At 60.9% G+C, this 19,375-nt stretch carries 19 protein-coding genes and 1 tRNA gene; 11 read left to right on the forward strand and 9 right to left on the reverse strand.

Annotated features, from left to right (window positions below; all coding sequences use genetic code 11):
• The first annotated feature begins 10 nt into the window (after positions 1-10).
• From HKX41_06800 to HKX41_06840, 9 genes are all read left to right on the forward strand, one after another.
• On the forward strand, positions 11-1,954 hold the full coding sequence (locus tag HKX41_06800) for a DUF3483 domain-containing protein (GenBank protein ID NNC23864.1): 1,944 nt from the start codon (positions 11-13) through the stop codon (positions 1,952-1,954).
• On the forward strand, positions 1,941-3,161 hold the full coding sequence (locus HKX41_06805; GenBank protein ID NNC23865.1) for an electron transfer flavoprotein subunit alpha/FixB family protein: 1,221 nt from the start codon (positions 1,941-1,943) through the stop codon (positions 3,159-3,161). Before HKX41_06800 ends, HKX41_06805 begins: the two co-directional genes overlap by 14 nt.
• Positions 3,151-3,924 carry an electron transfer flavoprotein subunit beta gene (locus HKX41_06810; protein ID NNC23866.1) on the forward strand — a complete coding sequence of 258 codons (774 nt, stop codon included), beginning with the start codon at positions 3,151-3,153 and terminating at the stop codon, positions 3,922-3,924. Before HKX41_06805 ends, HKX41_06810 begins: the two co-directional genes overlap by 11 nt.
• Before the next feature lie 200 nt (positions 3,925-4,124).
• On the forward strand, positions 4,125-4,652 hold the full coding sequence (locus HKX41_06815; protein NNC23867.1) for a TetR/AcrR family transcriptional regulator: 528 nt from the start codon (positions 4,125-4,127) through the stop codon (positions 4,650-4,652).
• A complete protein-coding gene (locus tag HKX41_06820) occupies positions 4,649-5,848 on the forward strand; it encodes an MFS transporter (GenBank protein ID NNC23868.1) in 1,200 nt (399 codons plus the stop codon). Before HKX41_06815 ends, HKX41_06820 begins: the two co-directional genes overlap by 4 nt.
• Before the next feature lie 221 nt (positions 5,849-6,069).
• Positions 6,070-7,335 (forward strand): sarcosine oxidase subunit beta family protein, encoded by a 1,266-nt coding sequence (locus HKX41_06825; protein ID NNC23869.1) that lies wholly within the window; start codon positions 6,070-6,072, stop codon positions 7,333-7,335.
• 17 nt (positions 7,336-7,352) lie between these two features.
• On the forward strand, positions 7,353-7,634 hold the full coding sequence (locus tag HKX41_06830; GenBank protein ID NNC23870.1) for a sarcosine oxidase subunit delta: 282 nt from the start codon (positions 7,353-7,355) through the stop codon (positions 7,632-7,634).
• A complete protein-coding gene (locus HKX41_06835) occupies positions 7,631-10,678 on the forward strand; it encodes a sarcosine oxidase subunit alpha family protein (GenBank protein ID NNC23871.1) in 3,048 nt (1,015 codons plus the stop codon). The genes HKX41_06830 and HKX41_06835 overlap by 4 nt, the downstream gene beginning before the upstream one ends.
• Positions 10,671-11,267, forward strand: a complete 597-nt coding sequence (locus HKX41_06840; protein ID NNC23872.1) for a sarcosine oxidase subunit gamma — start codon at positions 10,671-10,673, stop codon at positions 11,265-11,267. Before HKX41_06835 ends, HKX41_06840 begins: the two co-directional genes overlap by 8 nt.
• A 412-nt stretch (positions 11,268-11,679) precedes the next feature.
• Here HKX41_06840 and HKX41_06845 read toward each other — a convergent pair whose 3' ends face one another.
• From HKX41_06845 to HKX41_06865, 5 genes are all read right to left on the reverse strand, one after another.
• Positions 11,680-11,826, reverse strand: a complete 147-nt coding sequence (locus tag HKX41_06845) for a hypothetical protein (GenBank protein NNC23873.1) — start codon at positions 11,824-11,826, stop codon at positions 11,680-11,682.
• 203 nt (positions 11,827-12,029) lie between these two features.
• A tRNA-Phe gene (locus HKX41_06850) sits at positions 12,030-12,105 on the reverse strand.
• 65 nt (positions 12,106-12,170) lie between these two features.
• Positions 12,171-12,443, reverse strand: a complete 273-nt coding sequence (locus HKX41_06855) for an oxidative damage protection protein (GenBank protein NNC23874.1) — start codon at positions 12,441-12,443, stop codon at positions 12,171-12,173.
• Positions 12,440-13,528 carry an A/G-specific adenine glycosylase gene (gene mutY, locus HKX41_06860; protein NNC23875.1) on the reverse strand — a complete coding sequence of 363 codons (1,089 nt, stop codon included), beginning with the start codon at positions 13,526-13,528 and terminating at the stop codon, positions 12,440-12,442. The genes HKX41_06855 and mutY overlap by 4 nt, the downstream gene beginning before the upstream one ends.
• 67 nt (positions 13,529-13,595) lie before the next feature.
• Entirely contained in the window at positions 13,596-13,946 is a 351-nt protein-coding gene (locus HKX41_06865) for a hypothetical protein (protein NNC23876.1), read from the reverse strand.
• A 373-nt stretch (positions 13,947-14,319) separates the two neighbouring features.
• Here HKX41_06865 and thiS point away from each other — a divergent pair, with 373 nt between their 5' ends.
• Positions 14,320-15,318: a sulfur carrier protein ThiS gene (gene thiS / locus HKX41_06870; GenBank protein NNC23877.1), complete on the forward strand. Its 999-nt coding sequence runs from the start codon at positions 14,320-14,322 to the stop codon at positions 15,316-15,318.
• A gap of 6 nt (positions 15,319-15,324) precedes the next feature.
• A complete protein-coding gene (trmB, locus tag HKX41_06875; GenBank protein ID NNC23878.1) occupies positions 15,325-16,026 on the forward strand; it encodes a tRNA (guanosine(46)-N7)-methyltransferase TrmB in 702 nt (233 codons plus the stop codon).
• A gap of 230 nt (positions 16,027-16,256) precedes the next feature.
• On the opposite strand, the gene ehuA is transcribed toward trmB, so the two are convergent.
• The 4 genes from ehuA to ehuB form a co-directional block, all read right to left on the reverse strand.
• Complete coding sequence (ehuA, locus tag HKX41_06880; protein NNC23879.1) at positions 16,257-17,051, reverse strand: ectoine/hydroxyectoine ABC transporter ATP-binding protein EhuA; 795 nt, start codon at positions 17,049-17,051, stop codon at positions 16,257-16,259.
• Positions 17,048-17,740, reverse strand: coding sequence for an ectoine/hydroxyectoine ABC transporter permease subunit EhuD (gene ehuD, locus HKX41_06885; protein NNC23880.1), 693 nt, complete (start codon positions 17,738-17,740; stop codon positions 17,048-17,050). The genes ehuA and ehuD overlap by 4 nt, the downstream gene beginning before the upstream one ends.
• Entirely contained in the window at positions 17,741-18,403 is a 663-nt protein-coding gene (gene ehuC, locus HKX41_06890) for an ectoine/hydroxyectoine ABC transporter permease subunit EhuC (GenBank protein NNC23881.1), read from the reverse strand.
• Between the two features lie 88 nt (positions 18,404-18,491).
• Complete coding sequence (gene ehuB, locus HKX41_06895) at positions 18,492-19,370, reverse strand: ectoine/hydroxyectoine ABC transporter substrate-binding protein EhuB (protein ID NNC23882.1); 879 nt, start codon at positions 19,368-19,370, stop codon at positions 18,492-18,494.
• Between the last annotated feature and the right edge of the window lie 5 nt (positions 19,371-19,375).

The following is a 19,375-nucleotide window of genomic DNA, read 5'->3' on the forward strand; positions in this document are numbered from 1 at the left end:
TGCGCCAGCAATGGTCTACCACGCCGCCCCCGCCAGTATCTATCTCGCCGGATTGATCGTCTTGGCGATCGCGGCCAGTGTGCGCGCAGCGCGCTGGCGCCGGGGTCGCCCCACGAAAGTCGCAATCTGGCGCGGATTGGCCGCCATGCCGCAGCGCTATTTGCACGATGTACACGAAGTCGTAACCCGCGACCCGGTCAGTGGTGCCGGGCCGGGAGACTCCGGCAAACAGTCGGCCCGTATGCACATGATGGCCGCCGGTGGCTTTGTCGCGGCCAGCGTATTGATCATCCCCGTGCATATATTCGGCGTCGGTGGCACACCGCTAGCCTGGCTGCTCTTACTGACGCTGGTCGGCATGGCCGTCGGCGTCGGCATGGAATGGCATCGGCGCTATCCGCGCACGCCGGCACGGCTCTCAAAAGGCGACTTCAGCCGGCTGCCGTTCGGTCTGACAGCTTTCGTCGTATTCTTCATCGCAACGACACTCCCGTCAGCCGGCGTAATCGGCGGCCTGGATTGGGCCTCGATCGGTGGCGCCCTATTACTTTTGATTGGGCTTTACGCAGCGCTCGAATGCTACGGCGGCCTGGCATTCGGCGCATTACATCATGCCCTGGCCGGCGCACTGCATCTGGCTTGGCATCCACGCCCAGGACGTTTTGCTGCCTCGCCCACCGAAACCGGACTGGCGCCTTTGGATTTGACAGCCGACAAACTCGGCGTTGAGACGCCACAGGATTTCAACTGGAATCAACTTCTCGGCTTTGATGCATGCGTGGAATGCGGGCGCTGTCAGACTGCGTGCCCAGCGTATGCCGCCGGGCTGCCGCTCAATCCCAAAAACCTGATCCAGGACATTACGCTGGCGGCCCAGGGCCGTACCGGAGCCTATGCCGGCGCAGCGCATCCGGACCGTGACCAAACCAATGCAACCGGCGGCCCTGATCAAGCGCTTATCGGCAGCGACGCGACGATCCACCCGGATACGCTCTGGGCCTGCACGACCTGCCGCGCCTGTGTCGAGGAATGCCCGATGATGATCGAGCATGTCGACGCGGTCATCGATCTACGGCGATTCCAAACATTAGAAGAAGGTGGCACACCCGCCAAGGGTAGCGAACTTCTCGACACGCTCCGCGAAACCGACACCATGTCGGGTCAACCCGCCACAGCACGCAGTAGCTGGACGACCGATTTAAGCCTGCCCCACATAGGCGATGTCGAGAGTGCCGATGTACTACTGTGGTTTGGCGAATCCGGCTTCGAGCTCCGCAACCAGAAAACCCTGCGGGCACTGATCCAGCTTCTAAAACATGCCGGCGTGGACATCGCCATGCTCGGCCACAGCGAACGCGACTGCGGCGACATCGCCCGCCGGATGGGTGACGAAGCAACGTTTCAACGACTGGCCAAAGCCAACATCGAAACGCTTGGCCAATATCGCTTCAACCGCATCGTGACCGCCGATCCACACGTCTACCACACCATCAAAAACGAATACCCAGCGATGGGCGGCGATTTCGACATCTGGCACCACACCACGTTTCTGGCCGGACTCATCGACGACGAGCGGCTGGCGCCGACGGCCTTGCCGGACGAATCGCTGACCATGCACGACCCCTGTTATCTAGGCCGCTATAACGACGAAATATCAGCGCCACGCCGCATCCTCGACGCGCTCGGCGTCGAGCGGCGAGAAATGGAACGCTCTGGCAAGCGTTCGATGTGCTGCGGCTCCGGCGGTGGCATGGCGGTCAACGATATTCCCGGCCAGCAGCGCATCTCGGATGTGCGCATGGATCAAGTCGACGCCACGGGGGCGGCGACTGTGGCCGTCGCTTGTCCGCACTGCGCCACGATGCTCGACGGTGCTGTCAACGCAAAAGCCGAGGTTACCGACGTCGCCGAGCTGCTATGGCAAGGCGTGGAGGCTAATCATGAGCTCGCGTAATCGACGCCGAGCGCCGCATGCGAGCGGCAATAAACGGCGCGACCCTAGAACCGAACGCAGTATGGTGCGTAGCCCGAGCGCGGTTACCGGCAGCACCGGCCCGACCGGTCGGCGCCGCTTCAACCCCAGGGTGCTACGTGGCCAACTCGCCGATAACGGGCGTCGACGGCTGGACCGCAGCGGGCGGGGCCAGACAATGGTCGCCATGGGCAGCGCTGCCACCACGGCAGGCGCGGCCGAGCCGCAGCCCATTATCGTCGACGATCCGGCGCGCTTCGTGCTGGCCGTCCCCGATTGTGCCGACGGCCGACCTTCCAGCCACGATCGTGACATCCTGGGCGCAGCACGGACGCTGGCCGATACCGTTGATGCCACGGGCGCGGTTGTCGCACTCGATTTCGGCGGGCGGGCATCGCTTGGCATCCATGGCGCGGACCGCGTCATCGACGCCACTACTTTGGGCGCCGATTACTCGCCCGAGGCCCGCGTAGACTGGGTCATCGCCGCTATCGACGCGCTGCACCCCGCCCACGTCGTATTTCCCGACGCCGGCATCAACGGCGGCGATCTGGCCCGGCGGGTGGCCGCCAAGCGCGCGTATAAACTGGCCACTCACTGCCAGCGCGTTAAAGGCGATGTAGTCATAAGCCGTGGCGATGGCGCCAAGTCGGAAACGCACCTCGAACCGCCGCCACTGCTGGCCATCGATGCCGAAGGCGCCGATCCCGTCGCTGGTGCGCCACGCGAAGGACGCGCGGTCGAGATCGATGCCCCGGCCACCCCGAGCGCCGTCCGCGATCTCGGTCCAGTCGCCGTCGATCCCGCCAGCATTCCGCTGGCCGAAACCGACTTCATCCTCGCCGCTGGCAACGGCGTGACCGATTGGGAGACATTTCACGCAGTTGCGAGTGCGCTGGGAGCCTCCGAAGGCGCCTCCAGAGTGGTTTGTGACGCCGGTGACATGCCGCGCGATCGCCAAGTCGGGGCCTCCGGCACACTCGTCTGTCCGCGCTGCTACGTCGCCATCGGCATCTCCGGGGCCCCGCAACACCTGCAGGGCATCACCGAGGTCGAAAACGTAGTCGCGGTCGACATGCAAGGCAACACGCCGATGCAAAAACGCGCTGATCTCAGCGTGGTCGGCGATGCCAAAGCCATTATGCAAGCGCTATTGAATCGCCTGGGGGCCAAAAGCGATGCCGCTTAATATTGTTGTATTGGTCTCGATCGGCCGCCATCCAGTCTCTGGCCGTGAGCGTCGGGCCGAAGACGATGCCCGGGCGCTGGGCGTTGCACGGTCACTGACCGACCGCAGCCATATCAGCATCCTGCACGCGGGCGTCCCCGACGCATCCACGTTGAACGAATACCTCGGTGTCGGCGCCGACCGCGTTGAAGTCCTACCGGTGCCGCCCGAGCGCGACGTGGTTCCCGGACTGGCTGCGGAAATCAAACGCCGCCAGCCGGATCTGGTCCTAACCGGCAGCCAGGCTGAACAAGGGGACTCCAGCGGCATGCTGCCATACGCCGTCGCTGAACACGCCGGACTGGCAATAGCCGCCGGCATCACGAAAATCGAAACAAACGGTGACACTGAGTTGCGTCTGCAACAGGCACTGCCCGGCGGCCAGCGCCGGGCACTCGCCGCGCCACGGCCGCTGCTCGCAACCATTGACCCCGCAGCGGGCCCAGTACCGGCGTTTATCTATATGCGCAGCCGCCGCGGCAACATCGAGACACTGGATGCACCGGACGAGATGCCGATACTCGACCGCCCCGAATCCCAAGCGGCCCGCCGCCGACCGAAACGGATCGGCACTAGCGGTGGCAACCAATCCGCCGCCGACCGCCTGAAAGCTGCGGCTGGTGCGCAATCCGCTGGCGGCCAACAAATCGAGACCGACGACCCGGACGAAGCCGCCGCCGCCATCATCGAGTTTCTCGAAGACAAGGCCATCCTCAAACGCTGATCCGCGCTACGCGAGCACACCCACAGCACCGTTCAACGGCTGTGGCCCCGCCCATACGACACCATTAGACAAGCATTAACGAGTACCTCCCGGCTGGGCTTGGTGGTGCGCTACCGCTCCGTTTTCGCGCACCGGCATACCACTGATGGCGCAGTGGCAAAGTGTTGACGCGTGTAAAACGATCGTTTTACACTCGATGCATGGATATCGATGCACAACTACTCGCCACGGCCGAGCGGCTTTTCGATCGCGATGGCTTTAACGCCACCGGAATGGGACGCGTCATCCAGGAAACCGGACTATCGAGCCGCACGGTCTATAAGCACGCCACGAGCAAGAGCGCTCTGATGGCCATGGTGTTATCCGAGCGCCAGCGGCGATTTTTCGAACACCTCGATGCCCGCAGTACAGACGCACTTTTTGCGTCGCTAACCATTTGGGTCGAACAAGAAGGCGCGCGTGGTTGCTTATTTTTCCGCGCTCACGCGGAAACGGGCGGCAACACACCGGTGATCGAGCGGGCGGTCACCGCTTATCATTCGTACTTGCACGCACGAATTGCTGAGTTAGTCGCGCTTGAGACTGGCGCGACCCACGATGATCTGACGGATCAGATGCTCGCACTTTTCGAAGGGGCGACGACGGCGGCGACATACCGTGGCATAGCAGTCATCGAGGCAGCCCGCATCCGCGCCCAAAACTTCATCGCCGAGGCAAAACAACAATGATGCCGGCTATCCGTGTGGGGACGACCGGATTTGGCCTTATCGCGGTCTGCTACGGGTTTGCACGGTTCGCTTTTGGCCTATTCCTGCCCCAGATTCGGGCGGATCTGGCGCTATCCTCGAGCCTGGCTGGTGTTATCTCGGGCGGCGCATTTTTAGCGTACTGCTTGGCCATCGTCGTATCAGCACACCTGTCAGAGCGGATTGGCGCTCGCGCTATTGCCGTTGCAGCAGCACTCGTTGCTTGTGCAGGCACACTCGGTATTGCGACGTCCGCGTCGCCGGCTTGGCTGGCTATCTTCGTGGTACTAGCCGGTGCGAGTACTGGCTTGGCCTCCCCGCCGATGGCCGACGCGGTATCCCACGCTGTGGCGAAGCGCCATCAAGACGCGACTAATACCGTGATTAATGCCGGCACTAGCGCCGGTGTCGCCCTATCGGGACCGATTGCGCTGATCATGGGCGATGACTGGCGCATGGTTTTCACGATCTTTTCGGGCATTGCTTTCGCATTAGCCGTGGCGGCATTCATTTCGTTGCCGACCAATACAGCGCAGCGGCGACGCACCAGACACACTAATCACAGCCGTTTGCCATCGCTTAATGCCAATCTGATTCGCCTAGTCGGCGCATCATGCCTCATGGGCATATCAAGCACTGCGCTCTGGTCGTTCGGCGGTGAGATCGTCACGCTACGGCTGGACTGGGCGGCGCGCGGCGCCGGCTTGCTTTGGACCATGATCGGCACGGCCGGTGTATGCGGTGCCGCAGCGGGCTGGCTGACCGTGCGCTTGGGTTTAAACGCCGTCCATTGGCTATTTCTGGCTGTCTTGGCTGCCAGTATCGGCATGCTCGGGCTGACATTCACGACCCCAACGTTGACGTTGATCGGTGGTGCCTTGTTTGGCGCAGCCTATGTGATGCTGACGGGCATCTATCTTGTCTGGGGCACGTCGGCGCTGCCGAATCGGCCGGCTACTGGCTTAATGGTCGGTTTCTTGACCATTGCCGTAGGCCAGACGATCGGCGCGCCTTTATTTGGTTTCTTGATGAGTCGCACTTCATTGGAAATCGCCGTCCTGGCCTTTTCCGGTCTCGGCTTGGCGGCAGGACTGTTCTGGTCCGAATCGCCCCCTAATCAAGTTACTACAGCCGATATCGGCCATGACCCGCTTACCGAATGTTCCACGCATCAGTGACATTCATTCGTGGTGCCGTCGCCGCTGAGCACAGCGGCGCGATGCAAACCTCATCACCCAACATAGCTGCATCGCGGCCGAGCGGCAAATTCTTGAGCCTGGCGGTCGTTGGTGAGCATCGCCGTGTCGCATCCATTCAATGTGTATTGCCTTGTGCTTTGTAGATTGAGCCTATACAGCAATTGGCGTCGGTTGGCGACGTCTCGACAAGGCAAGACGCGATGAGCGACAAGCGGCGACAAAAATACTCAGCGTTCAGTCTTTTCGCCCAGGGACTCAGCCATCACAAGCATTGGCAACAGGCGTGGCGTAGTCCCGAGCCGAAATCTCATTACGACGTAATCATCATCGGCGCCGGTGGCCACGGGCTCGCCACTGCCTTCTATTTAGCCGCCGAGCACGGCATCACGAATGTGGCAGTGCTGGAAAAAGGTTGGCTGGGTGGCGGCAACACCGGTCGCAACACGACGATCGTGCGCTCGAACTATCTACAGACCGAGTCCTCCGATCTCTACGACAAAGCGTTGCAGCTCTGGGAAGGTTTGAGCCAACACGTGAACTACAACAACATGTTTTCACAGCGCGGCGTCTACAACCTTGCCCATACCCCGGGTGATGTTCGCACCACACTGCGACGGGTCAATGCCAATCGGCTGAACGGCATCGATGCCGAGTACCACGAACCGGCCGACATCCGCGCCAACATCCCGTATATCAATACGTCACCGGATGCGCGCTACCCCATCCTCGGCGGCTCGTTCCAGCCTCGGGCCGGCGTAGCGCGGCACGACGCCGTCGCTTGGGGCCTAGCCCGTGCCGCGGACGAACGCGGCGTAGACATCATTCAAAACTGCGAAGTCACCGGCATCAATCGCGATGGCGGCCAGGTTACTGGCGTCGAAACCACCCGGGGCACGATCAACGCGCCCAAGGTCGGTGTAGTCGTCGCCGGCCATTGCTCGGTGCTGGCAGAAATGGCCGGGCTCAGATTGCCGATCGAGTCGCATCCGCTGCAGGCCTGCGTATCGGAGCCGGTTAAGCCGGTGCTGGACACGGTGGTCATGTCCAATCAAGTCCACGGCTATGTGAGCCAGTCCGACAAAGGCGAACTGGTCATGGGCGCCGGTATTGATAGCTATTCAGGCTACGGCCAACGTGGCAGCCCGCGCGTGATCGAAAACTTTATTGCTGCTCTCAAGGAAATGTTCCCGGTCTTTTCGCGTATGCGGATCTTGCGTCAGTGGGCCGGTATCGTCGACACCGCGCCCGACGCCAGCCCAATCCTATCCAAGACCGATGTCGACGGTCTGTATTTCAACTGCGGCTGGGGCACCGGCGGTTTCAAAGCCACCCCCGGATCCGGCTGGGTCTTCGCTCACACCATTGCCCGCGACGAGCCACATCCGATCAACGCACCGTTCTCGTTGGAGCGATTCACCAGCGGCCGCTTGGTCGACGAACACGGCGCGGCTGCGGTCGCGCATTAATCCCGAGGAGATCGATCATGCTCGAGATTCCCTGCCCTTGGTGCGGCCCGCGAGACGAGTCCGAGTTCGCCTACGGCGGTGAAGCCCACCTGAACCGACCCGATCCGGAAACCGCAAGCGATCGCGAGTGGGCCGCATATCTGTACTACCGCGATAACAAAGCCGGTGTGCATGCCGAGCGCTGGCACCACACCCATGGCTGCCGGCGCTGGTTTAACGCGGTGCGCGATACCGTGACCTATCGTTTTCACTCCGTGTACACCATGGACGACGAGCAACCCGCAGAGATTGACCAATGAGCCGTAACGCGGGGACAAACGACACCGACCGAGCACCGAGTGGTGGCCATCGCCTCGATCATGGCGGCCGCATCGATCGTTCAAAGCAACTTCGGTTTTGGTACAACGGACGTGAACTAACTGGCTACGCAGGCGATACACTGGCCTCGGCGCTCATGGCCAACGGCATCGACGTTCTCGCCCGTAGTTTCAAACTGCGTCGGCCGCGGGGGATTCTCACCCACGGTGCGGCCGAGCCAAACGCCATCGTCCAGGTCGACCAAGGTGCCCGCGCGCGGCCTACCCAGCGCGCCACGCAGACCGAACTGCACTTCGATCTAGATGCTCGGATGGTTAACGTCTGGCCGAACGCCAAGCACAACCTCACGGGGCTGATGGGGTTGGCCGGGCGCTTCATGCCGGCCGGGTTCTACTACAAGACATTCATGCGGCCGGCCCGACTGTGGCAACGCTATGAACAAGTCATCCGCAAAGGTGCGGGCTTAGGCTACGCGCCGGAGCAAAACGACCCAGACGTCTACGACAAGCGCTACGCACACTGTGATGTGCTGGTCGCTGGCGCCGGGCCAGCCGGTTTGATGGCCGCACTCACCGCGGCCCGCAGCGGCGCGCGGGTCATCCTGTCCGACGAGCAAAACGAATTCGGTGGCAGCCTACTGGATGCACCCGGAACCATCGACGGTGCACCGGCTATAAACTGGGTCTCGGCCGTGGTCGCCGAGCTTCAAACATACCCCGAGGTCACGCTGCTGAAGCGGTCGACGGTGTTCGGCTACTACGACCATAATCGTGTCCATATCAACGAAAACCGAACCGACCACCTACCACCCGACCAGCGTGACGAACCGCGCCACCGGCTATGGAAAGTACGTGCCCGGCGTGTGATCTGCGCGACCGGTGCCATGGAGCGTCCGCTGGTATTCGCCAACAACGACCGCCCCGGCGTCATGATGGCCTCGGCCGCCGCGGCCTACACCCACCGCTACGCCGTAGCGCCGGGACGTCGCGCGGTGGTATTCACCAACAACGACAGCGGTTATCGCGCCGCGATCGAGCTGCATCAGGCTGGCATCGAGATCGCCGCGATCGTCGACAGTCGCGACCCGGCTGGCGGTCACTGGCATAAGCAGGCAGCCGACGCCGGCATCCACATGATTACGCGCTCGGCCGTGTTCGACGTGCGCGGCAACAAGCGCGTGCGTGGTGTCCACGTCGCACGACTCAACGCCAATGACACCGCACTTGGTGGCCATCAACAAACCATCGATTGCGATTTACTGGCTGTGGCCGGCGGCTGGAACCCAGTCGTCCATCTACACTCGCAATCCGGCGCGCGACCGCACTTCGATCCGAAACTTGCGACGTTCGTACCCGGCGAATCCGTGCAACCAGAAGCCTCGGCCGGCTCGGCCAACGCCACCTTCGGCCTGGCCGCCGCGCTCGCAGAAGGCGCTCAAACCGGCCACGAGGCGGTTTCGGCCTGCGGCATCGAAACCAGCGAGATCACGCTTCCCACGGCTGATAACGACCAGCCGGAGGCCAACATCACACCGCTCTGGCGCGTGCCGCACCGCAAGTCGCCTGAAAACGGCCCCAAACAATTCGTCGACTACCAAAACGACGTCAGCAGTGCGGACTTACGATTGGCGGTACGCGAGAATTATCGTCACATTGAGCATGTTAAGCGCTATACCGCGCTCGGCTTCGGCACGGATCAGGGCAAACTCGGCAACATCAACGGCATGGCGATCGTCGCCGAGGCACGCGGTTTAACACCGGGAGAGGTCGGCACGACCACATTCCGCCCCGCCTATACACCAGTCAGCTTCGGCGCCACCGTCGGCCGCGACGTCGGCACCCTTTACGACGCGACACGCAAAACGCCGATGCACGATCGCCACGTGGCAGCCGGCGCGGTGTTCGAGGACGTCGGCCAGTGGAAGCGTGCGCGCTACTACCCCGAACCCGGCGACACCATGCAGGACGCAGTCGACCGCGAAGTCTGGGCAACCCACACGGGGATCGGCGTGCTCGACTACTCCACGCTCGGTCAAATCGACGTCAAAGGCCCGGATGCCGCGGCCTTCCTTGATCGCATCTACACCAACAACTGGCAAAAACTCAAAGTCGGCGGTTGTCGTTATGGCCTGATGCTTAATGAAGACGGCTCCATTCTCGACGACGGTGTGAGTCAGCGTATCGAGGATGACCGCTTCCTGATCAACACCTCGACCGGCGGCGCGGCCTCGGTGCTGAGCTGGATGGAAGACTGGCTACAGACCGAATGGCCGGAGATGCAGGTCTATCTGACGTCGCTGACCGATCAGCTGTCGACAATCGCCATCGGCGGCCCGTTTAGTCGCAAGCTCTGCGAAGAAATCTGCGAAGGCATCGATTTCTCGGCCGAAGCGTTCCCGTTTTTCGCCTGGCGCGACGGCAAGGCCGCGGGCATCCACGCCCGCGTGGCGCGAGTCAGTTTCTCGGGCGAGCTATCGTTCGAGATCACCGTGCCGGCCCAATATGCCGGCCGGCTCTGGGACGCCGTCATGGACGCTGGCGCGAAATACGGCGCTCATCCTTATGGCACCGAGACGATGCACGTCCTACGCGCCGAGAAAGGCTTCATTATCGTTGGCCAGGACACCGACGCCACGGTCACGCCTCACGATCTCGGCATGGGCGGCCTGTTATCCAAGAAAAAGGATTTCCTCGGCAAACGTAGTCTGGCGCTGGCCGAACCGGCACGCGAAGGTCGCCAGAACCTTGTTGGCATTAAGCCACACGATCCCAACACGATCGTGCCGGAAGGCGCCCAACTCGTAACCGACCCGGATGCCGCCAAACCGATGCCGATGGCCGGGTTTGTCACATCATCCTATTACAGCTCGCGACTCGGCCACTCGTTCGGGCTGGCGATGGTTACCGACGGCCGCAACCGTCACGGTGAAACCGTCTATTCACCCCAGGCCGACGGCCGCGTAATCCCAGCCGATATCTGCTCGCAGGTATTTTTCGATCCGGAAGGCAAGCGTCAAAATGTCTGATACCACCATCGGAAGCGCAACCCCAGTTGTCGAAAGCGCCGCCACGCCCGCCGGCAGCACCCGCGGCGAGCTGGGCGTTTCGGTCACTGAACAACCGGTCGCCGGCGCTATCAACCTACGCGGTCACGCCGATGATCCAGCGTTTGCCAACGCCGTTAAACATGCACTCGGCCTAGCACCGCCGACAACGCCCAACACGATCGCCGATGGCGACGGGCTTGAGGCCCTCTGGCTGGCGCCAACCGAATGGCTCATTCGGTGCGAGCTAAGCGCTCAGGTCGAGCTTGAAAACGCGCTCGGTGACACTCTCGCTGACCAGTTCACGGCCATCAACGATGTCAGCGGCTATTACGCTACATTCACCGTGCACGGTCGCAACGCCCGCCATCTGCTCGAACGGGCGACGCCACTGGATATCCACCCGCGTGTTTTTGGCCCCGGCCAGTGTGCACAAACCGTATTCGCTCAGACCAGCGCAATTATCCTGCCGCGCGAGGCCGAAACCACCCGCTTCGACCTCATCATTCGACGCAGCGCAGCAGACTACGCCTGGCACTACCTCGACGACGCCATTCGCTGCATGGATTGATCTTTTCTGAGCGGAACCAGCATGAGCACCCTAGGAACGCCTCCCACAGGCTTCCCGGGGAGCCAACAGGCCAGCACTCAGCAGACCCCGGTGTCGTGGCCTGACTGTAACGCTGGCGGCCTGCATGGCGCTGCTGTACGCCGTCGCCACCCTGGCCTCGGCTATCACTGCTGTCACCTTCACCGCCGTCAGCGGGATCCGGCTCCTCTCTGGGGTCGCCCCGCCTGCCTGTTCCTCGTCGCAGGGCTGGCCGCCCTCAGGCTAGCCGGGCCATGGACAGATGGGGTCGCACTCCGGCCCTCGTGGCCGGGTTCGCCATAGGTAGCTCGGCTGCGGACTCGTCGCCGTCGGCGTCGACGAGCTTGGGCACATCGGCGGCGTTGACATCGCGCACCACCGCGCCAGCTTGGAATCAAAGCTGGCGACTTTGATCACTCGCCGACTTGCCAATGTCAGAAACAAGTTCTTGGTCGGCAGCTTTTGTTATTTCAAAATACGATCGCGCCGCGTTGTGCGGGCTTTTGGCGCTCAGTCTTGAGCGCGCGGTCAGGCCGGACATGTTCGGGGCATCGCTGCCTAGCACCGAAGCATAAGCCCTGTCCTTACCTAATATGGGTCCATATGCGCGCTTTACGCCTAGTCCCGTTCCACTGGACATGCCTTGAGCATCGGCATTGTCCGCGCCAGGGGAACACGCGTGGGGGGGACTGTTACCTAACTCCTAAATTAAGCAACAATTACATTAACTTATTTTAATGTTAATGGTGGCCGGAGGTGGAATCGAACCACCGACACTGCGATTTTCAGTCGCATGCTCTACCGACTGAGCTATCCGGCCGTTTTATCTGCCACGCGGCAAGCGCGTATTAAATCGTTGCGCGGCCCAGGCGTCAACCGCCGTGGCTAATTTTTTGGCGGTACGTAGTGGGTCTCGGCAGTCTGGCCTTGCCCGAAGAAATATTCCTCGGTTTGTTCGGCCAGGAATTCGCGCGCCTTGGGGTCGGCCAGATGCAGGCCATATTCGTTGATTAGACGCGTCTGCTCGACCAGCCACTGCTGCCAAGCCTGCTGCGAGACGTTGTCGTAGATGCGCTGGCCGAGTTCGCCGGGTAGCGGCTTGGCAGGCAGACCTTCGGCTTCGATGCCGAGTTTAATGCAGTGGACGGTGTGGCTCATAGCTCGTATTCATATTGGCGATCGGTTACGACACGCTTAATCGGCGCCGGAACGCCCGGCAATTCGGCGGTATCGAACCAGTCCATGTCGGCCTCCATGATACGGGTTGCCCGCGTTGCTTGCAGCTTAATGATGTGAATATCCAGCTCAAAATGGGTGAACACGTGGCGAAATGCCGGTAAACGAGCATCAACGCTACTTTCAATGCCCAACTGTTGACGACAAAACGCGGCCACATCGCTGGCCTCGGGTATTTCCGGCAAACTCCAGAGCCCACCCCAAATGCCGGCTGGCGGCCGCTTTTCGAACAGGATGTGGCCAGCTTCGTTCACGATTAAGGCCATGTGTGTTGTCCGGACCGGCTTGCGGCGTTTCTTGCGCGGCGCTGGGATGGCGTTTTGCACGCCATGCGCCAATGCTTGGCAGCCGTCGGCTAGCGGACACACATCGCAACGCGGGTTGCGGCGCACACAAACCGTCGCACCGAGATCCATGATGGCCTGTGTGTAGTCGGTGATGCGTTTTTCCGGCGTATACGCGCGGGCAAGTTGCCATAGTCGGTTGTCGTAGCGCGATGTACCCGGCGTATCCTCGATCGCAGCCAGCCGTGCGAGCACACGCTTGGCGTTGCCATCGAGAATCGGTGCCCAATCGCCCCAGACCTGGGCGACAATCGCACCGGCTGTCGACTGGCCGATTCCCGGCAGCTCGAGTAGCGCGTCGAAATCGCGCGGCAACTCACCGCCGTGGCGTTCAATAATGCGGCCCGCCGCTGCGTGCATATTGCGTGCACGCGCATAGTAGCCAAGCCCCGACCACGCATGCATGACAGCATCGACGTCGGCCGCGGCTAGCGCCTCGACATCCGGGAACCGCGCCAGGAAAGCGTTGAAATAGCCGATAACGGTTGTCACCTGCGTCTGCTGCAGCATGATTTCCGCAATCCAAACCCGGTACGCCGTGCGCGGATGCTGCCAGGGCAGATCGTGGCGGCCATGTCGATCGAACCAGCGCAATAGCGCCGCGTCGATGGCAACCGGCGGTTCAGTACTGGGCGATATAGTTTGGGCGGCTGGCTGGGTCAAGCTTCCCAGTGTATCGGCGGTGCGCCGGACTTGAAAATCAATCTCGACGCAACTCCGCGGCAAATTCTTAGAACATCCAGCCAGTGGGGGACGGCGGTGCTGCGTTGTCCCCCAGCGCTTTCAAGCCTTTGACACAGCGCACAATAAGCCAAATCAGCCAGAACAACAGGACGAAGAAGCCGATAATCACAAACGACAACAGCACGCCAATAAAGATGTATAACACCCCGATCCAGAACGTGCGTATCTGGAATTGATAGTGCTGCTGCAGCCATGCCGGCGCGTCATCCTTATGGATATACGCCATGATGACGCCGATAATCCCCGTCACGCCGATGAATAGACTGACAAGGTAAAGGACATAGATGATCTTGGCGTTATTGGCGCCGCTCACATCTTGTGGCGTCATTTCGGTCATCTTATCTCTCAATAGAACCGTCGGTAATTAATTCTCGAGGCGATGCGACACCCTCTGCTTAATTTACTACAGCCATCCAACTGCTTGGTCTGGGCATCACCGAGCTTCCAACGGAGTTTATCGCCAAGCGGCTCCTTTTAATAGCGGCGGTAACTGATCACCGTACGCCCGGCAGCTCCGCGGCATTTACGCGCGCTTTTTATTGCGATTGTCGCCTGTGTCTTCTGGGCCGTGGTGCGCGGTTTCTGCAACGTGGCTGCACGTTCTATCAAAAAGCGGTGCTGCGGGTCATGTCAGATGTTCGCGAACAAGGTCAATCCGCGTTAATCTTGTGAATTACTCATCAGACAGGCGTTTAACCAAACGACAATTGATGCAACTTTGGATTAACGGCGAGCAAACCGAATTTCGTGACGCGGTGACGCTGGCAGATCTATTGCACGAACTCGACTATGGCGAGCGGCGCATCGCTGTCGAGCACAACGGCGAGATCGTGCCCGGAGATCAGCACACCACGACCCAGCTGGCCGACGGCGACCGGCTCGAAATCGTCCACGCCATCGGCGGCGGCCAAGCCCAGGTGGAGTCGGACACGCTCAACGTGGCCGGCCGGCGCTTCAACTCGCGGCTGCTGGTTGGCACCGGCAAATACGCCGACCTCGACGAAGCCGAGGCCGCGCTAGCCGCAAGCGGTACCGAAATCGTAACCATGGCCATCCGCCGTACGCCGGCCTTCACCGATCCGGACGCGCGCGCCAAGCGCAACCTGCTCGATGTCGTATCACCCGAACGCTACACACCATTACCGAATACCGCCGGCTGCGCCACGGCTGACGACGCCGTCCGCGCCTGCCGCATGGCACGTGAACTGCTCGACGGCCACAACTTGGTCAAACTTGAGGTCATCGGCGACGAGAAAACGCTGTATCCAGACATGACCGAGACGCTGGCCGCAGCCGAAAAGCTGGTGGCCGATGATTTCGATGTCATGGTCTATACCAACGACGATCCGATTGCCTGCCGGCGGCTAGAGTCGATGGGCTGTGTCGCGATCATGCCGCTGGCCGGGCCGATCGGCTCGGGGTTGGGGATCCAAAACCGCTACAACGTACTAGAGATCGTCGAAAACGCCGATGTGCCGGTTCTGGTCGACGCCGGCGTTGGCACGCCATCCGATGCGGCCATTGCCATGGAGCTCGGCTGCGACGGCGTGCTCATGAACACGGCTATCGCCCAAGCCGGCAAACCGGTGCTGATGGCCCAGGCCATGCGTCACGCAGTGAATGCCGGCCGCCAAGGCTACCTGGCCGGACGCATGCCGCGACGGCGCTACGCGTCGGCCTCATCACCCGCCAACAATCTACCGTTTTAACAGGCATTGGACACAACCCAAACGACTGACTACCGGCCTATCCGAAGCTTCACCAAGCGCGAAGGCCGGCTGACGCCGGGCCAGCAGAAAAAGCTGGATCAGCTGTGGCCACGCTACGGTGTTGCGACGCCGAGTGAGCCACTGAACTGGGCAACAGTGTTCGGCCGCAACGCGCCAATCACGCTCGAGATCGGCTTCGGTGCGGGCGAAGTGCTCGCCACGCGTGCGCCGGCCGAACCCGAACGTGACTTCATCGGCATCGAAGTCTATCGCACCGGCATTGCACGCCTTATGGGGGCACTCGACGCCTCGGGCGCACACAACGTGCGGCTGCTCAGCGGCGACGCCGTGGAACTAATCGATATGGCCTTCGCCGACGCCGCGCTCGACGAAGTCCTTCTGTATTTCCCCGACCCATGGCCGAAAAAACGCCACCACAAACGACGCATCGTCACATCCGTTTTTGCTAAACAGATCGCGCGCGTGCTCCGCAGTGGCGGGCTGTGGCGGCTAGCCACCGACTGGCCAGACTACGCCGAGTGGATGCGTGACTTACTCGATGTCCAGGCCACATTTGAGAACGTCGGCAACACCGACGGCTTTGTGACCGACCCACCACGGCCGGCCACACGATTCGAGGCCCGTGGCGAGCGCCGGGGCCACCCCGTTTACGACCTCGCCTATCGGCGACGGGCAAAAACCGGGTAGGTGAATCACTGTAGGCCGACCAACGGCGTGACATAGGCGTGTTTTTCGAAGCGACCACGCCCCACGCCAGCACGCATCCACGACGGCAACCGAGCCTAGCTTGAGCGCTTTTCCGTGTTGACCGCCTGCGGTGCCGCTCGCGCCAACGTCGCACCGCGACTATGCCAAGCTATCCCCAACCCGCGCCAAGCTGAATGCCGCGGTCGATTAGCAGCGTATCTCGTGCGGGACTAGTCAGCACTGGCCTCGCCGGCCTCGGCCTCGGTGACGCGCTGTAGAAACTGACGCGTTCGCGCCTCGGTCGGCCGCGTAAAGATCTCTTGCGGCGTGCCTTGTTCCAGAATCTGGCCCTCGCAGAAAAAACACACACGATCGGCCACCTCGCGCGCAAAACCCATCTCGTGGGTCACGATTAGCATGGTCAGATCATACTCATGGGCCAGATCCTTGATGACTTTAAGTACATCGCCAACCATTTCCGGATCAAGCGCCGATGTCGGCTCATCAAACATCAACAATTTAGGCCGCATGGCCATCGCGCGAGCAATCGCCACGCGCTGTTTCTGGCCACCGGAAAGTGCTTCTGGCAACGCGTCACGCTTGTCGGCCATGCCGACACGTTCGAGCAATTCGTCGGCACGCGCCGTGGCCTCACTACGTGACAAACCCAACACATGGATGGGGGCTTCGATAACGTTTCGAAGCACACTCATGTTGGGGAACAGGTTGAAATGCTGGAACAGCATACCGATGCCGGCACGCATTCGACGCAGATGCGCCTCGCGCGCCGGCCGCAACACACCGCCCCGGTATTCGTGCCAAAGCGGCTCGTCGCCGACGTAGACAACCCCGTCGTCGATGCCTTCAAGGGTCATCAAAATCCGCAACACGGTCGATTTACCCGAGCCAGACGGTCCCATCAAGACAACGTGCTCGCCTTCAACGACTTCGAAATTGAAATTGTCGAGGCAGACCGTTTGCCCAAAACGTTTGACGACTTTATCGAACTGCGCAAGCGCGGTCATTTAAGTACGACTCCGGCGCGCGGCAAACGGCGTTCTAGCATGCGGACGCCCCAGGCGGCCAATATGGTGAGGATCAAGAACAATATACCGACCATAGTCAGTGGGATCATATAGCGAAACGTGCGGTCGCCAATGATTTTGCCCACACCCAACATTTCCATGACAGTAATCGCGGACAGGATCGGCGTATCCTTAATGATCGCCACAAGATAGTTGGCGAGTGCGGGTACGATGCGCGGGATGGCCTGCGGCACAAGCACATCGCGGTAAGTTCGCAGCGCACCGAGATTCAAAGCGCGCGCGGCTTCGCGCTGGCCACGCGGCACGGCTTCCAGACCCGCCCGATAGACTTCCGACGTATAGGCGCTGTACTGAATACCGAGTGTTATCACACCGGTTTCAAGTGCCGGCAGTGTGATGCCGTAGTTGGGCAAAATATAATACAAAAAATACAACTGGATCAGCAGCGGCGTATCGCGGATAAACTCGACCACGATCATCGTCGGCCAGGAAACGATCCGTAGCGGCACAGCACGCAGCAACGCAAAGACCAACCCCAGCGTCATGGCGATCAGAAAACCAAACACCGTGGCTTTGATCGTCACCTCCATGGCGATCAAAAGCATCGGCACGATCGACAGTGCAAATGCGCCTTGCGAGCTCAGATCCCAGCTAAAGCCGTACAGCATCTAGTGTGTTACACCCCGTCCGGAAGCACGCCAGGCATAGCGCTCCAATAAGCGCATGGTGACCATCAACACGAGCGCCATGGCGAAATAGAGCAACAGCGTGAGCACAAGTATCGGCAGCGTTTCCAACGTTCGGTTGCGGAGCTGGCCGGCCTGAAACGCAAGATCGGCCAAGCTGATCAAAGAGACCAACGCCGAGTCCTTGAGGTTCTGGATTACCAAATTGCCGAACGGCGGCATCATCTCGACCAGCGCCTGCGGCATCAATACGCGCCACAGCGTCTGACGCGAGCTCAAATTCAGAGCCGTCGCCGCTTCACGTTGGCCGCTGTCGACCGACGCCAGTGAGCCACGCACAACTTCGGCCCCGTAAGCACCAATATTGAGCGACAATCCGACGATTCCGGCCACAATGGGCGACAGACTCAGGCCGATTAGAATCGGTAACGCGAAATACAGCCAGAAAAGCTGGACCAGTAGCGAGGTGCCCCGGAAAACCTGGATGTAAAAACCGGCAAGCCAACGCCAACCACGAAACCTAGAACTCGCGCCCAGGCCAGCGGCAAACGCCAGCACGCCCCCGCCTGCGGTTGAGGCGAGCGTAATCCAAGCCGTAACCTTGGCGCCGACCAAAAGCGGCGGCAGGAGATCAATCCAGTTCACGACGAAATGGTGGGTTGTGCAGCGTAGCGTGCGGCGGCGCGACGACTGGCCGCGCCGCCACTACGGCCTGCAATCAGCAGCTGTGCGCTCAGCTTGAAGACTGGCTGCAGAGCTGCTTGATTGTTTTCTTGTGCACCTCGTTGATGGAATGTTCGTCCATACCGAAGTGTTGCAACGTCTCACGCCATTCGGATTTCTTCTGATAGGCGACTAGTTGCTTGTTAAACGCTTTCCGCAGTTTATCGTTATTCTTGTTGAATCCGTACGCGCCCCAGCTACGTACTGGCTCGCCCTCGATGACCGGGTCGTGGAAAGGCTCGGCTGGTTGCAGCGCGTCACTTTTTCCGGCTAGGCGCACGACCGTGAACTGAGTGCCGGCGTACGCATCGATGCGGCCCGATTGAACCGCCGAGGCGGCGTCGGTATTGGCTTTTAGCATCACCAGTTGGTCGTCGGGGACCCCGATCTTGTGCGCGAATTCTAGTTGATCTGCGCCTGAGACGATGCCCATTTTCAGATCGTTATTTTTCTTGAAGTCCTTGTAACCGTGGATGTCCTTGGGATTGCCTTTCTTGACCATGAGGCCTTCACCGTAAGTCGAATTCGGCACCGAATAATCGACCTGCGTACAGCGCTTGGGCAATACCGCCAATGAGGAAGCGACGATATCGACGCGATCAGCTTTGAGGGCTGGGATCAGCGACCCGTACGGCATGACCGTCCACTGAATCTGACCAATACCCATGCGTTTCAGGACCGGCTTGGCGGTGCTTGGGCTAAAGCCTTTGGCCGTCCCTTTACTGGTCATGTAACCGTACGGGATTTCGTTGGCCACGGCGACACGGATATAACCGCGGTCCTTAATCTGCTTCAACGTGGCGGCGTTCGCATTCGTAACGACCGCAACCAGCGCGACAGCGGCCACCAACCCGGCCAACCCGCGCAATGAGAATTCTGACGAGGCCATAAACC

Origin of the sequence: Salifodinibacter halophilus, from assembly GCA_012999515.1 — a bacterium.
In the GTDB taxonomy this organism is placed as follows: domain Bacteria; phylum Pseudomonadota; class Gammaproteobacteria; order Nevskiales; family Salinisphaeraceae; genus Salifodinibacter; species Salifodinibacter halophilus.